Source organism: Agrobacterium sp. 16-2014-1-2a (assembly GCF_053522705.1).
In genome coordinates this window covers 74021-90134 of sequence record NZ_JBNWBX010000010.1, presented here as the reverse complement: position 1 = coordinate 90134, position 16114 = coordinate 74021, and the positions used below count along the sequence as shown (strand labels likewise).

Annotated in this window: 12 protein-coding genes; 7 read left to right on the top strand and 5 right to left on the bottom strand. The window is 46.8% G+C overall.

Annotated elements, in window-relative coordinates:
* Positions 1-88: 88 nt before the first annotated feature.
* Entirely contained in the window at positions 89-772 is a 684-nt protein-coding gene (locus ACQZ45_RS23325) for a RolB family protein (protein ID WP_081880123.1), read from the bottom strand.
* A 764-nt stretch (positions 773-1536) separates the two neighbouring features.
* Between ACQZ45_RS23325 and ACQZ45_RS23320 the strand changes: the two genes are divergently transcribed.
* Both ACQZ45_RS23320 and ACQZ45_RS23315 read left to right on the top strand, forming a co-directional pair.
* On the top strand, positions 1537-2643 hold the full coding sequence (locus ACQZ45_RS23320) for a glycerophosphodiester phosphodiesterase family protein (RefSeq protein WP_045231699.1): 1107 nt from the start codon (positions 1537-1539) through the stop codon (positions 2641-2643).
* A gap of 237 nt (positions 2644-2880) precedes the next feature.
* A complete protein-coding gene (locus tag ACQZ45_RS23315) occupies positions 2881-3810 on the top strand; it encodes an SDR family NAD(P)-dependent oxidoreductase (protein ID WP_233278963.1) in 930 nt (309 codons plus the stop codon).
* 814 nt (positions 3811-4624) lie between these two features.
* Here the strand turns inward: ACQZ45_RS23315 and ACQZ45_RS23310 are convergent.
* The 3 genes from ACQZ45_RS23310 to ACQZ45_RS23300 all read right to left on the bottom strand — a co-directional run bounded on the left by ACQZ45_RS23310 (position 4625) and on the right by ACQZ45_RS23300 (position 8166).
* Positions 4625-5566: a RolB family protein gene (locus ACQZ45_RS23310; RefSeq protein ID WP_256377721.1), complete on the bottom strand. Its 942-nt coding sequence runs from the start codon at positions 5564-5566 to the stop codon at positions 4625-4627.
* Between the two features lie 481 nt (positions 5567-6047).
* On the bottom strand, positions 6048-6743 hold the full coding sequence (locus tag ACQZ45_RS23305; protein ID WP_010974818.1) for a RolB family protein: 696 nt from the start codon (positions 6741-6743) through the stop codon (positions 6048-6050).
* Between the two features lie 706 nt (positions 6744-7449).
* Positions 7450-8166, bottom strand: a complete 717-nt coding sequence (locus ACQZ45_RS23300; RefSeq protein ID WP_045231701.1) for a RolB family protein — start codon at positions 8164-8166, stop codon at positions 7450-7452.
* A 1054-nt stretch (positions 8167-9220) separates the two neighbouring features.
* Here ACQZ45_RS23300 and ACQZ45_RS23295 point away from each other — a divergent pair.
* Positions 9221-10792, top strand: a complete 1572-nt coding sequence (locus tag ACQZ45_RS23295) for a hypothetical protein (RefSeq protein WP_045231702.1) — start codon at positions 9221-9223, stop codon at positions 10790-10792.
* A gap of 455 nt (positions 10793-11247) precedes the next feature.
* Here ACQZ45_RS23295 and ACQZ45_RS23290 read toward each other — a convergent pair whose 3' ends face one another.
* Positions 11248-11913 (bottom strand): RolB family protein, encoded by a 666-nt coding sequence (locus ACQZ45_RS23290; RefSeq protein ID WP_233283094.1) that lies wholly within the window; start codon positions 11911-11913, stop codon positions 11248-11250.
* Positions 11914-12684: 771 nt separating this feature from the next.
* On the opposite strand from ACQZ45_RS23290, the gene ACQZ45_RS23285 reads away from it, so the two are divergent.
* The 4 genes from ACQZ45_RS23285 to ACQZ45_RS23270 all read left to right on the top strand — a co-directional run bounded on the left by ACQZ45_RS23285 (position 12685) and on the right by ACQZ45_RS23270 (position 16111).
* Positions 12685-13950 carry a glycerophosphodiester phosphodiesterase family protein gene (locus ACQZ45_RS23285; protein WP_045231703.1) on the top strand — a complete coding sequence of 422 codons (1266 nt, stop codon included), beginning with the start codon at positions 12685-12687 and terminating at the stop codon, positions 13948-13950.
* 864 nt (positions 13951-14814) lie between these two features.
* The gene (locus tag ACQZ45_RS23280) at positions 14815-15099 is read left to right on the top strand and encodes an agrocinopine phosphodiesterase (RefSeq protein WP_010974926.1); all 285 of its coding nucleotides are present in this window, start codon (positions 14815-14817) and stop codon (positions 15097-15099) included.
* Complete coding sequence (locus ACQZ45_RS23275; protein WP_045231761.1) at positions 15092-15547, top strand: inositol monophosphatase family protein; 456 nt, start codon at positions 15092-15094, stop codon at positions 15545-15547. The genes ACQZ45_RS23280 and ACQZ45_RS23275 overlap by 8 nt, the downstream gene beginning before the upstream one ends.
* A gap of 36 nt (positions 15548-15583) precedes the next feature.
* Positions 15584-16111: an NUDIX hydrolase gene (locus ACQZ45_RS23270; RefSeq protein ID WP_045231704.1), complete on the top strand. Its 528-nt coding sequence runs from the start codon at positions 15584-15586 to the stop codon at positions 16109-16111.
* Positions 16112-16114 lie beyond the last annotated feature (3 nt).

Genomic DNA, 16114 nt, shown 5'->3' with positions numbered 1-16114 from the left:
ATCATCTTATTATCATTACATAGACTTGACACATTTCGTTACGATCGGACACTGTTGCTTCATTCCCGCTCACACACAGATGTGCGTATTAGACCAAGCGCTTCAACAAGGAGGTGAGAGCCATTGTCCACCCCGCCTTGGGTGCCTTTTTCAGCCCGTTATCCTGAAAGAGAGCTTTGCCGACCGCGACTATTTCAACACAGAAAGGGTCAGCCCGGGATGGCGCCAGGAAGGTATCGCCGCCGATCTTCACGTGCGAGAAACTTGTGTTCTGAAGCGAAGTATTCGGAAGGAAAGCAATATAAGCATCCAAGTCATTTTTTTCATTGTTTGTAATTTGACAGACCTCGTTCTGCCACCACCTCATAGTTTCTTTTGTTAATCCTTGGGCATAGGGTGGAACGGTGGAGATGACCACGCCTTTGCCGGAAAAGCCCTCATAAAATCGCTCGCATGCATACCTTCGCATTTCTTGAAACGAACAATAAACGTACATTAGAGAATCTTTTAGTATAATATTCAGGGGTATACCTGCTGGGCCTGGCAAGCAAGCAACTTCGCAAAAGCGCTTGACCACTTCATCTATAGCTGGATCAATGGGAACATCAGTATTAATGATGGAATTCATCCAGGAACGTCGAACAGGTATGAGATCCTCTTGTGCAAAGCTGCGATAAGCAATCTCTGTGTGACGTAGGACGAGTTTAAGTTGACGCCGATCTTGTATATTCGAGCTACCGATAATGTTGAATATCGGTCGACTGTGATACATATCGAACTAGTTACTTATTTTTGAATGTAAATTTCAGTCACAGTCAATAATTAAACGCGCTTCAGTGCCCCTTATATTGGGTGACTCTATAGCATCAATCACGGGATTGGTTTGAAATTAATTGAGTCGAATCTCAACACCGAAGTATTTCGTCCTTTTACCCTATTAAACTATTTATCTTGATGGAGGATTTTTCAAAAATGGGACCTGCCTTTCGCTGAAAACACCGACAAAGGTGTGATGTGAGGTCGAAAATTTGAAGATTTGCGCAACTAATCGGATAGTGGCCGACAAATTGACGCCGAAAATAACAATGACTGATTATCCGTGGAGTGATTCCAGCTAAGTTATGCCCCACAATAAAATATTAGCTAAAACTGTCAGCATTTGTGCATTATTTAAGTACTCCATTTGGCAATATCTATATACTCCACGACAAATTTTGCTTGTCACTTTTAGATCGAAATCGCTGCAATTCCCGCCGTGCACCCGGCAATTCGCTTTAGCTCGCAAATGGCTGTGAATGTAAGAGTACTTTATATTTTACTCACCATGTCGTTTCGTAACCTCCCGTTTTTTTTGCGCAGGTCCTTTGTCAACGTAAGCCACTCAAGGTGGAAGGAACCGTTTGGCCGGCTTGGACACTCCATTGGGATCTACCAGAAAACGTTACTCCCCCCGAGGTTCTCGCACGCCATTCTGTCCCAAGGCTTCTAGAACGGCTCGAGGAAGACCTGCCCTTACAGGTCATTGAGCACAGAGGAATGTTCAATTTAGGGAAACGAATTCAAGAATGCACCGCGAGCTCATTGTTGGCCGCGCTCGGGCAAGGAGGACGCAATCTGAGCGAGTTGGACGTCTGTTTAACTTCAGATAATGTAGCTATCGTTTCTCATGATCTTAACACTTGGCGAGTGTCTGAAAAGTTGGGAGATAAGCTTTTCAATGAAATTCACTCGTCAAAAATCAAGGATGTACCTGTTATTATCCGAGAGGTATCAAATGGGATAATACAAGACAAGTATCTTGAAACCATTGATCATATTCCTTTGTTAACTGAAATATTCAGCAAGGTATTTTTGGCTAATCCAGATGCCACCATTTTCCTAGACGGTAGGAACTACGATGCTCACGTGATTGTGGCTTGGCTTAGCCACCGGCCGGAATACCATCAAAGAGTTGTTGTACTTTTCTATACATTTGAATACCCACACGGCGGTGCCTTCGTTGATGCAGTTTTAAATGCCCAGCCCGCATCTGCTTGGAGGAAATCAATCTCCCTGATGCCCGCTCTTTTTCCTGAAGAACTGTGCCGACTGGCCCGTCTGCGTCAAGTTACTGAACCCACAGTCGATGATTTGTATTTGGCAGGCAAAGCCTGGTTTGATTCCATGCTAATGCAAGACATGAGGATCGTGGCGGCACATGTTGTTTTCTCCGGGGTGACCAGAAATTTGCTGGGCCAAGTTGTCGATAAAGATGTCTTGTTGGCTTTCGATTCAGATCAAGCCGCAGTGAGACTCGCGTATTACCTCAAGGAGGATACGATGATTAGAGCTAAACGCCCTCACCTGAAGTTTGCTGCGGTCACTAGATGCTATGACTTCGCAGCCCTCCTGGATTCCGGCGAGCGGGGTGAGTTCTCCATCGACATTAAAACAGGCAGGGCCCGACGTCATGAGACAGACGAGCGGAAACACATACGTTGGAGAAAAGGAACACCAGGAAATTCGGCAACAATTGCGGACTGGGTAATCTCAGATCGACCTGAAGATGAAATGGCTATCTGGGAATGGCGAAATCAAGGAATCGATCGTGAAGTTTCTCATCTAAGTCCACACTTGGATCTTAATATAGAAACGTCAAAATAAAAGTCTCGTAATTGAAACAATATGTTTATTAATTTCGATATATCAATGTGTTCACGCGTATTCTATCTTTTTATTCGAGATGTATGTTGTCCATTATAATGAATATGTAATTTTCTACATTTCGAAGATAACTTTAGACGTGTTAAATCTCTGTTATTTCGCGCCAGATTTACAATAATTCTCATTGGTGGCGAGCGCCACTTTGGCATGCATGAGGGTGGTCTCGGTCCACGGAAAATGTTTGTTGAAAATTACCCTGATTGTGAAAAAACTGAACTCTTTTCCGCTCGAGAGGCGGGAGCACTGACTCATGCCCGCCGGTCGAATATTCTTTTCGTTTCTCATGGCGGTGTACTCTCAGTAGTTGCTACACTGCTCGGGGTTGAGCTGACCGCGATGCAAAGATGTAACGCGTGTGTTCTCCACTTCAAATTCGATGGTTCATCTTGGAACGTCCACACTAGAGACAGCGGGGTGTTTCTGGTCACTGGTGCATCTGGAGGCATAGGCAAGGCCATCGTCGACAACCTGATGCGGCGTGGTTTTCGTTTGAGCTTAGGAGCGCGTAGCGTGGAAAAACTGGAAGCCACTTTTGGGTTTCAGAATGAATCTCTTCACTTCGCACGTTTTGAAGCTGAGGACCTCCAAACGATGGAGGAGTGGGTATCGACGGCCATGATAAAATTTGGGAGGATAGATGGCCTTGTTAACAATGCTGGGGATGGAACACGGGTAGCGCTTGCGGAGGGAATTGACTATGAGCAGCTTGAGAGACAGTGGAAGATCAACGCTGGGGCTCCGCTGAGGATGATCATGCTGTGCCTGCCTCAGCTCGCGAAAAGTGGATCTGGCCGGATCGTCAATATCAACTCCATGTCAGGCCAGCGGGTTCTGAACTCGTTCGTTGGTTACAACATGACAAAACACGCCCTCTCAGGTCTCACGAAAACAGCCCAGCATGTTGGGTGGGAGTCCGGCGTTAGAACAATGGAAATATGCCCAGGCTATGTGGCGACAAAAATGAGTGCTTGGACTGATGAGATTGAGGATGATGGTAAGATCCAGCCCGAGCACATAGCTGAACTTGTTCGACAGGCTATCGAGCGTCCTAACAACGCTTTTGTCCCAAAGATTGAGGTGCTGTGTATGAAAGAAGCCACGCGTTAAACGAAATCGGAGGAGATATAGGTTGCGCGGGTCGCGTGCTCTGTTTGATTAACTCTTGATGTTTTCTTTATGTCTGTTCCCGTGTAATTTTAAATATTATGATGAATAAAACCTTTACTCCTCAGTGTTTTTATTGATTTAATCATTTTCCTTTTGTATTGAGACAGTACGGATTTTAGTTAATTAAAATGAAGGCCTCTGGGAAAATCAAAACCCTGATGACCTAAGTTTTGTCTACAGCTTTAACGACTAGAACCTTATGGAAATAATTATTCCGAGGGCCTTTCATAGAAAATCAAACAAGCTAAAATAATGATTGAACAGAGTCACCATCTGCCAAGATGAAAAAGTCAATGGGATTGATCACCAACTATGGGGTACTCGATTGATAATTTCCCCTAGCAGGGTGCCGAATGAAAATTGCAGTGGCATAATTGGAGACCAGATTTCTATTTTTGCGGCACGCCGCACTCGGTGACCCTTGGCCACGTCCATTTGTCTTTACGATTTTTTCAAAAATGCGATAATTTCGGGAAATCACTTCAAACTTAGTCGCTCGGATTCTCGATATTCAATAATTGAACTGCGAAATTATCGGGTTTGTGTTCGACAAATAATACCTGTTAAATACCTATCTGATTACCTGTAGCAAACAACCATGTTCTATCAATATAGCATGATCGCTATTTTAAAATTTTTATTGGTGGCCATATCAGCCAATAAAACATTTGTTTCAACAACATCACAAGGACCGCACTCGAACATAGATAATTATTTAAGCGAAAGCACAACCAGACAGCAAATTAATACAGATTCAGCGATTAAAGTAGAAATGCTTTGAAACAGATCGGAGCTTCTTGAAGAAGCGCTTCCAAGGTCTATGACGTTCATTCGGCACTCGATTTCCCGAAAGCAAGGGTTTGCAAGGATGATCTTGCGTCGGGGTCAGATTTGGAGGCCGCACGGGGTACACGGCGTCGGCTCCTAAAGCCGCTTCGGCCCAATTATCAGTTGTCTCCGCCGTTGGAACGTTGCGTGACAATTCGACACTGGCCCGAACATGATTCAAACGAGAACTCTCCCCGACGCTTTTCCAGTCCCAGGACGAGCCATCAGCTAGTATTTCGCTGAACAACGCTCTACCGAACGCGATGATGTGGCAAGGGAGTTCCAACCCTCCTTCTCGTAGAAAGAATTGGACACTTTCGCCACCCAGGTAAAACCGCGGCCCTCGCCGGAAAGCCGTGGTGGGAAGGAAGGCCACAAAATGACTCAAGTCTTCTTCGCCGGTTCCAGCTTCGACGCGATTTCCATCGTGTAAACGCTTGAACAAACATCGCACCATTTCGATTGTAACTCCGGTTCGGTAAGGAGCTAACGTGCATGCGAGAAGGTTCGCCCTTCCGAATTGGCAAAGATCCTTAGACTGCACATGACTCAGCATAGCTTCCCGGGAACAATAAACATAGATTGGCGCCGCGTCTTTACAGATCACCTCCTGCTCTGCGATGGACTGAAGCGTCGGCGGACGAGGAAATGGGAGACGAAGAAATAACGCGGAAATTTCGTTTTTTAGCGCGCTCTCTGCCAATCGTCCCCGCCAGTATTTCGTCCAAATCTCCTGATAAATCAGGAGATTATCGCGGATATAGATATGATATAGGATGCATGCACTGGTCAAAAATAGATGCATTTCCATTCTGTCATTAATAGATTCAAGAGTAAGCGGAGCGAAGCCTGGACGTGGTGGAACCATCATATCTATTTGCAGAAATGGTCTTCACCTCATCCGCTCAAAAGGCTTTAAATAGACCCTGCATCCAATTACACAGTTCGTCACACACAAGATAACTTTCGCTTACGACTATTTCCCGCTATTCATTGACTTTGTGTGGCATCAAAACGTATATGTCGTTATATGTATTGTATTCTTTTAAAACTATAGGTATCCGAGGCAATTGCCTGGGGATAAGAACTTTGAACAGCATGTTTACTATTTTACGACATATCGCACTGTTCTGTATGAATATTTGTTTCAAAAACACAAACAAACGAGATAATTTATTTCGCTTAGAAAGATGCTACAGTGCTTGAAAACAGAACGTAGTACATACTGGCAATAGCCCACGATCTGCTGCCGATGTGCAACAGCAGATTATCATAACTTAAAAGATATTTCACAATAAACCGGTAAACGGCGATGCGGACCTTCTGGCTTCATTCCAACGCTTAGTTTCTTACAGGCAGGTGTTTGTCTTTCCGGTGAAGCAACAACGCAGAATTCCAAGACCAGAAGGCCTTTTTTTAGCAGCGGGATAGGCCAAACCAACCGCTACGACTTCAAAATGAAAGCGGGATCCTGGGAGCAGCGCAAAGAACTTATGAACATAACGATCATTGTGAACCTCATAAACGCTATATGGCAATTTCAGAAACGACTTGCTCGGGAGAAAGGCGACATAGGCTTCCAAAGCATCCGGAAGGAGGCAAGACCCTGGGGATATCAGGTTATGCCCATAGCGGACCTTCTCACGCGTCACGCCTGCATCGAAGGGTGACATGGAGCACACGACCGAGCCGATCTCTGAATGAAAAGACACAATACGTTCTTTTGCATATTCCTCAAGCTTCCTGCGAGGACAGTAAATGTAGAGCGGATTATCATTCACGGCGATTGTGTCCAACGGCCCCAACCTCGGTCCGTGCAAGCATGCATACCTGCTGAACCATGTCAGGATTCCGGTCACAGCATCACCCGGATCGTCGTAGAGTACGAGTGACTTGACCCAATTTTTTTGGGCATCAGCCAAGGTTTGTTCCACAAAATTGCGATAAACCACGACTGCTCCGATCAGCACGAGCTTGGCCTCTTCGCGGTTCCGGATCCGCAGCAGGCTAATCACCGTGAAAACAGGACGCTGATATACCATCATTAAGCTTTATGCGGGGTGTAAGCATCCGGAGCTCTTTGGAGCCCCAGAGATTGAATCTTGCTTTATAGCTGAAAAACGCATGTGCAGGGAAGGTGATCATGGTAATTTTACGGATTTCTACTGTTGAAATACCTTTTGGAAACAGAATTTCTGTCTGTTAAACTACAAACAGGACCCGTTACTTAACTATTGGATGAGCGTAGGGCCGTTTTTTCGATAATTGACATGTGAATGACATAAAGCAGGTTTCGAGCTTATCGAGGTGATCCTTATCGCCACATTGTCAAAAAGCATCCACCATAGTCCTATAATTGCTGACAGACACGTAGCGTGCCTCCCTGGCTCATCGCAAAATTGAGGCTTGTGCCTTCGCTTGGCTCGTGACGAAGCCAGCTTTCGATGCCCGAAAACGATGGCCCACATTGTCTCACGAATCATTACGATTCTGTCAAAAAAATACGCTGTTTCACCAGGATGAATTTTCAATTTGTGTAAAATCTGTTCAATAAATAATACTTCCTCAAAGATGTTTCAGAAAAGCATCACGGACTTATTTTTATCAAATTATTTTTATCGCATTCTTATCCTTGCATGAAACATGCATCCATATCATTACATGTCTCATCGGGAGATACACAGTGGCACTAGCATGGTTATATTGATCCCATACACTAGGGTTGTTTTCTATCCATGAATAGAAAACAGATTAAGTGCTGATAAGGTTCTGTAGTTCATCGAAGCTGAGATTTGGCAAACCAAATTCCTCGTCCGACTGGGAGAACAGCGTCTTCCCCACTGCGACGATGTCGTATGGGATTATGTCGTTCTCTTCTCTACTGAAAACGACAAAATGCTCCTCCGCGCCACCACGGGTGGTGATTTTGGACATGCTGATCGTGAATTTCTTACTGGGCAAAATGGCCACGAAGCAGCTTACGGCATGCGGCATGCTATAGGCGCCTGGCAAGATACTGTTGAGTACGTTCTTGAGCTCCTCTGCTGGAATATCCGTTCGGTATGGTGGGAGTGATGAAGCCAGCACAAATTTGCGATAGCACCGCAATAGGGTTTTTCCTTCGACGTATTGCGATAATAAATTCAGGGAGGTGTAGATGTAGATTGGTGAGTCATGTTGGCAAATTCTATCTGGCTGGACGGCGCCAGGAATGCTGCAACACGGCGTGAAGACACAGCTTTTGATTGCGCGCAGAGTCTCTTCGTCTAGGCCGGATTCGGAAAGGACTCGGACAACCCACGATTGCTGGAAGGGGAGAATCTTTCGAGTGAGGAAATCCCTATAATTTGCGACCGCCGCGCATAGGCTCTGCTGAAGTTCTTCCAGGGAGGTGTTTGCGAACAAATCAATTGTCGGAAAAACGGGGCGATCATCCCCTGAGGGTATCATATTTTGATTGTAAGACATTAGTGAGGTGTGCATGGCCGAAGGCTAATGGCCCTCTATTATAACACTCACCTGCCCAGTGATTGTCAAACATCGCAATAATGAAAGATTAGGTTACTATTTCGCTCGTGCCGCACTTGTCAAAGTGGGAAGGAGCATATCAACATTTTCAAACGCTTGTTCCCAGAACACCGACGAATTCATTTGACCGTCACCAGAGCTTTGATGCTACTCAGATATTTGGGCACCGCGATGGGACCCGTGAAACAGCCTGGGTCCACTTTTGAATTGCGTTGCTCCTGAACATCATACCAACTGCCACGATAAGGACTTGTTTTTCACACTTTCGTGTAAATCAATAGTCAGCAATCGAACCTGCCGACAAATTTGAAAATCTCTCAACAAGTCTCCCAATGAGGTGAAACTGCTGTGTTCGAAACACGGAAGCAACCATGTTTCGGTTGGGTTGGAGAGGTTTATCTTAGCGACTCTCTTTCAAGAACGCGTCCCATGCCATACAGCCAGTCATTCAGGCAACGTCGCGCAGTTTGTCATTTCGCCCTACAATCACAGCGGCGCTAGAGGAAGCGACAGATTTTCGAATGATAGCTGGCTTTCCGAGAGTCGAGTTAAACTGTTGATGTGGGTTCTGCGTGCCAGATTGAATATTTCAATTTCATTGATACAGTTAAATATTCCGCGTATATGCCTCCCCTTTCCTTTAACGTTATGAACGTGCTGTTATACCATTCCAAATGGAAAAATACAAATTCGCTGAAATACCAACAATTGAAATTCATTGAATCGCACTTGGCTCTATAATATTACACGATCCGTCGTACAGATTAAGTCATTGGCATCATTATTAGGCGAACGGCACATTTTCTTTTCGAATAGAAAACTCGTTTTCCTTTAAAAAAACAACTGACTATCGTCTAGTCGACGCCGCTGCTTTGACTTATAGGCCAAAACAGGACCGAGACCCACGCGGTGCATTTTTATTCGGTGGATCCGAGCACAATTAATAAAGGAGCTTTTGCATTCCCTGGATGCCTCAAGCTGTGCCAAGTTATCAATGGAGAACCAGAACACTCCGGTTGAGGCGATAGAAAGAAAGCTCAAAAGCAGCTGGCTTCACTCCCTCCATGTCAGAAAAATCCTCCCTTCACCCTTCTTGGGAGGACCTTACTCTTACATCACTGAGGAAACCGATGTCGGCCAAGAAGCAGACTGCATTCGAGGCCATTCCGTCACTCCACTGCCAGAAGATGAAGGCATGGTATCACATCATATGCAGCAGGTCTTTTGTTCAACGCACCAGCCAGCGGCCCATGACCATGTAGATGCGTTTGCTTTAAGAGCAGCACCGGAACCGGCCGTCATTCCTGATGAAGATATTGCCGACAAATCTTATCGTCCATTCGCCAGTTCGGAGAACAGCTTGACGGATATCCTCATGCGCATGCCCCTATCCACGCGAAACGCTTGGGCCACTCAAGCGCGCAAGGAAAGAGACGACGCCTTTCGAGTTATTCTTGAACTCCCCAGCCTGCCCAAAGAAGTTAAAAAGTACCTGCGTCGCAGCGCGCAATCCATTCAAACGCAAGAAATGAGGTGGCAACTAAAATGCCACCTACCCCTTTCGGAGAGGGGTCTGTTCTGGCTTTGGTTGGTCATAATGCAGTTGGCGGTTGTCCTGCCCGACATAGTATCTGCCTCACTTGGAGCGGAAGTTGCCGTCTTGCGCTCTGGGCCTATTACTCTGCAAACACAGCTTATGGTGCTTGCGATTTTTGATTATCCTTGGGCGGACACGAGGCTCGCCGCTCACCTGGCTTGCGAAGTCTTCCTCGGAGGATTGCCAGTTTTAATTTTTGGCTTATTCGCCATTGCTATGCCCCAACATGAGGGAACCACATTTCACACCGCCAAAGATGTAGCATGGAAGGCGTCACTATGCATTCTGTGGCAAATGCTGATGCAGAACAGGAAGAACATCCGGGATTTATTAAAATACTCTTTCTTGCGGATGAAAAGGATTTCTACAGCTCAGAGTTCCGATTTCACTTCTGAATACACAAGATTGAGGAATTCCAGCACCATCATCTATTCCTGGCTCGACACCTTTGAGGTGAGTAACCGTCTCCGTATTCAGATCGGTTACCACAAACAAGACCATGAAGATGCCCTGAGGGTTCTCCGGTGGGTCGGCCATATTGCCGACGATAAAGACCGCAATCCTCGGGGAGGCAAAGCAGGCATACTAGTAGCAATCCTGACGATGGCTGGCCTGATATGCCTCTCTACGTTTCCAACCGATGCCTATTCAGGCCTTATTGCGGCGGCCAATCTTGTGCCGTTAGCTGCGCGGGCCGCTGTTGACGTTATGGATAATTCGCAAAGCTCGCACGATCTGTTGCGCCTTTTCACCGCAACCGCCGGCGTAAGTTTTCCAAGCACTTTATTCGTGCTGGGCAATTCGAGTTACTGGCTTCTGACGAAAAAATCTTTTCTTGCTGGGTTCGCCAACATTCATTTCTGGATAGCCTTCGTACTGATCTTTTTCCTGAGCCTTTTTCCCAAACTTTGGGGGAGACTATTCATGCACGTTGGCTCGAGACTCCTCAATGATCGTTCAGGAGCTTAATATTTTGTTGGTCCACTTCACCTGGAGGGAGAAAAACGCGTGATCCAAAAAAACCACCGCACAATGTATCTTCACACAAAAGCATCACGGCAGTCATTCACGTTTTAAAAAGATTCTATTATTACTTTACATATACGGAGCTCATTACATCTTCCTCTAAGAGAAACTGTCATTGCATCAGCATAAAAGCGTCTTGTTTATGGGCCGTTGCTCATCTCATTATGATTACATAACGTTATACGCAATACAAAAATCCATATGCAAAAGACATACAATAAAATAAACACCCAGCGTACAGATCATAATACGCAGATTGAAAATCTGACATTACAATTTATTTATAGTGAATCCGCGGGCAAAAAGCCGACCAAGCGTAAGCGCCATTAGATATATTCGGACCTTTTAACTTCACTCCCTTTCAGCCCCAGATATTGGGCCAGTAAACTCATTTGCCATCAAAATAACAGCTTGAGACGGTAATTGAGAAGCTTCAACAAACAATTTCTGAGTTTCTCTTTACGGCTCCTATCTTCAAAAAGAGCCCGCCCCACACAAAGTATTTCGCAGCAAAAGGCATCCGTTTGCGACGGTGCCAAGAAACTATAGATACCATTCTTCGTGTGCCAATAGCTCGACTCCTGAAGCGAACTGGTTGGCAAGAATGCGATGTATGCATCCAAATCGTTCTTCCCGCTGCAGGTATTCACACAGGCCTGATTTTGCCAGACACTCATATCATCTCTCGTTACCCCCTCAGCATAGGGTGGAACTGTGCAAATCACCACGCCGCGATTCGAAATGCCCTCATAGAATCGTTTGGTTGCACAACTTCTCATCTCTTCGAACGAGCAATAAACATACATCGGAGAACCTTTGAGTATCAGGTTCATCGGCTCGAGTGTCGGCCCATGCAAGCAGGGCGCGTCTGCAAAGCGATTCAGCGCGTCATCAATGTCAGAATCTGGAGAGTTAAAAAGATTGGCGACTAAATCAACCCAGGAGCGCTGCGCGGAGGCAACCGTGTTCTGCACGAAATAGCAGTAATCTTCTTCAGCTACGCTCAGGACGGGTTTAAGTACCTCCCGTTCTCTTATCTCCCAGGTATCGACTATGTCGAACACGGGTCGTTCGTAGTACATTCTGCACTTTGGAGGTGCTTCCCAGGTCCCCCTGCCAATCTAGCGACTTTAACTGCAGAGCGCGCGTCCGTAAAGTATGAGGCTTCTATACACTGCCGCAGATAATAAAAATTAGTAATGTCGGCAAAAATACAGGGCCTCTAGAATAATAATTCAACCATAACGCAATAATTTCAAGAAATTTCCTTAGTCATAATAGCCGATATTATAATATTAGTCTCTTCTTTATAGGCATCATCCTTTTATAATTATGCACCTCCATCTGCCGACAGCGAAAACGTGTTTGTACTAACATCAAATGATAAACGTGCTCCTATATAAGAAATACTTTCGGCGGCCTAGATTGAAAGAAGTCAGACCCGTCGAACAGTACGATTTGAAAATTCTGGTATCCACTGCCATTGCGGCCGACACTGACCTTAGCTTTCAAAAAAGGAGCGGGATTCCCGCGCATGCTTATATCATGATGAATTTAAGACGCTATTCCTCAACTTCCAGCTGGCAGTCTTGTCTTATACATTTAAACTGGGCAAACGACCTGTGTAGCGCTTGCTATAACAAACTAAACCGCGCTCTTTCTGTGCGGCTGCGATCATTCGGTACCCTCCTGCTCTAGCCCGAACCGACGTTTCGAACACACGCTTTTCTCGAAATATGGATGTAGGTTCATCTTTTTCTTTCTTTTGATTTCCGGTTCATTCCGAGTTTTTAACCGGTTTTTTTCAGGTACTCTGTCAGCGCAAACCCTTCCCAGTGAAGGATACAGGATGGCCCAGGTGGGAAATCCAGTGGGATCTCCCAGCAGGCGTAACTTCAGACGAGGTGCTTGCTCGTCATTCGGTACCACACCTTCTTGAACGCCTTGAAGAGCAACTGCCCCTTCAAGTCATAGAACACCGGGGCATGTACAACTTGGGGAAGGGCGTACAGGAGTGTACCGAAACCTCATTACTGACTGCCCTCGGAGGGATGGAACGGCGAAATCTTTCTGAATTGGATACGACACTAACTTCTGACAATTTGCCCGTTGTGTCTCACGACTTCAATACCTGGCGGATTTCCACGTTACCGGATAGACTGATCCGAGAACTCCATTCAGCAGATGTTAAGAATATACCGGTGATCATTCGAGAGGTTTCAAATGGTGAGATCACAGAATCATACACCGTAACAAACGACATCATCCCTTTTCTTGAGCCTCTTTTGGATAAGGTTTTCGACGTCAATCCAGGCGCAACCTTCTTTTTAGATGGTCGCGACTTTGAAGCCCACATTATCACTGCTTGGCTAAGCCGCCGTCCGAAATACCGTCAACGTGTGGTCCTTCTCTTTTACACCTTCGAGTACTCCAGCGGCGAAGCGTTCTTTGACGCGGTCAAACAGGTTAGCCCTGAGCCTGATTGGAGGGAAACCGTCGCGCTCATGCCGGTGATTTTTCCTCAAGAACTTCCGAGGTTGGCAAAACTGATCGATCTTAGCGACATCGCCGTCGAGGACCTTTATGAAGGCGGCAAAATCTGGATCGATTCGATGCTCAGGCAGCCGATGAGAGTGGTCGCAGTTCACATTGTGATGGCCAGGGTAAAACCTGAGCAGCTGGGCCTCTGTGACAAACCGGAAATCGTTAGAGCCTTCAACGCAGATTACGCCGCAGTACGCCTTGCCTATTATGTGAAGGACAATCCAGAAGTGCGAAAGATGCGTCCACACCTTAAGCTGGCAACTGCAACAAGATGCTACGATTTCTCCGCTCAACTGGAAAATGGCGAGAAAGCAGAATTTTCAATTAACATCAGGACAGGGAGACCGATGCCACGCGAGACAGATGAACGAAAGTACATTCGCCGTGGCTATGGAATACCCGGCAATGCAGCAGCGATTGCCGACTGGGTTATATCAGACCGATCTGAGGATGAGATGTCATTCTGGGAATGGCGTAACAAAGGCGTTCCCCGCAGGGTTGATCACCACTGCCCCCATCTCGACGTTATAGAGCAAGATGGAAAATCTGTACCGTGATATTATTATAGAATCCCGTATATCAGACATAGGAAGTAAATTATGTTATCTATCTATTCTCTGTAATATTGAATTACTTATATAATTTTCATATTTTATAATAGTCTATATATCTTGGTATATAAATGTATTTATAACTTTAAATAACTCGTAAAATAATTATAACTGTAATGACTCCGCGCAATATTTACACATAGACACACACATCATCTCATTGATGCTTGGTAATAATTGTCATTAGATTGTTTTTATGCATAGATGCACTCGAAATCAGCCAATTTTAGACAAGTATCAAACGGATGTGAATTCAGTACATTAAAAACGTCCGCAATGTGTTATTAAGTTGTCTAAGCGTCAATTTGTTTACACCACAATATATCCTGCCACCAGCCAGCCAACAGCTCCCCGACCGGCAGCTCGGCACAAAATCACCACTCGATACAGGCAGCCCATCAGTCCGGGACGGCGTCAGCGGGAGAGCCGTTGTAAGGCGGCAGACTTTGCTCATGTTACCGATGCTATTCGGAAGAACGGCAACCAAGCTGCCGGGTTTGAAACACGGATGATCTCGCGGAGGGTAGCATGTTGATTGTAACGATGACAGAGCGTTGCTGCCTGTGATCAAATATCATCTCCCTCGCAGAGATCCGAATTATCAGCCTTCTTATTCATTTCTCGCTTAACCGTGACAGGCTGTCGATCTTGAGAACTATGCCGACATAATAGGAAATCGCTGGATAAAGCCGCTGAGGAAGCTGAGTGGCGCTATTTCTTTAGAAGTGAACGGTTGACGATATCAACTCCCCTATCCATTGCTCACCGAATGGTACAGGTCGGGGACCCGAAGTTCCGACTGTCGGCCTGATGCATTCCCGGCTGATCGACCCTGCCGCTATTGCCCGCCAGGCCGACCTCGATGCGATGAACATCGAGATATACCACTTCGCCAGCGGCGAGGCGCGCCAGCTTCGAGACAAGGGCTTCGCGGCATTCTGCTACCTGCCAGCCGGACATCATGAAAAGCTGATGCAGTACGGCATCAATGTCGAAGCTCAGGTTATCCAGGGAATCCGCGACGGGGAGCTCGACCAGTTTCTCGGAGACGATGTCGCACAGGTTGCAAGGCTGAAAGAAGAAGCAAATGGCTGATCAGAATATGCCAAAGTCTGCCGAGCAGGATACCGCTGCCATTGTCGAGAAGATCGCCCGCAAAGCCGGCGAGCGTGCCCTCGATCACTTTCGTTCCCTGTCGAGCCTTCCCGTCGAGACAAAGGGACACCTCGACCTCGTTACCGAGGCCGACAAGGACGTTGAGGCATTCCTGATTGGCAGCTTGCGGGAGGCGTTCCCCGATGATGGCATCATGGGTGAAGAAAGTGGCGAGATTCCTGGCGCCTCCGGGCGCGTGTGGGTCATCGATCCGATCGACGGAACATTCAACTTCGTCCGCGGCGGCCAGAATTGGGCGATCTCGATTGGTCTGTACGGGAACCGTCGTCCGTCATTCGGCGTGATTTATGCACCTGTTCGAGATCTGATTCTGGTCGGCGGCAAGACCGTTCCAACACGGTTGAACGGTCACCCGCGCCAGGGATGACCGCTACGCTTTCTCAATTCGAGGGTGGATCACGCCATGCCCGGTGAACCTGCAGGACAAACAGCTTTAGCACGACTGGCAATGGTAGCTGACAAGCTCTGGACCGGCGAAATCAGGACCCAGTACGCCGCTATTTGCTATCGGCGAACCGATGACAGTTCAGGCCCAATCGAGGTTCTCCTTATTACCAGCCGGGGTACCGGGCGCTGGGTCATACCCAAAGGTTGGCCAATGGCGAAAAAGAAGCCGCATGAGGTCGCAAGCCAGGAAGCCTGGGAGGAGGCTGGTGTCCGGGGACGCGTCCGAAAAAAGGCTTGGGGTCATTACACCTACGTGAAGAGGCTTGGTGACGGCGAGTTCATTCCGGCAATGGTCCAGGTCCATCTTCTCGATGTCCAGCGGATGGAAGACGACTTTCCGGAACGCCATCAACGCGACCTTCAATGGTTCAGTCCCCGTCTGGCGGCATCGGCGGTCGGCGAGCCGGAGCTACGCGGCCTCTTTGCGAGGCTCGAAGAACGAGAAATCCAACGGGCCGCCGCCGTCGCCTCCAAAGCGGGTTAAGCG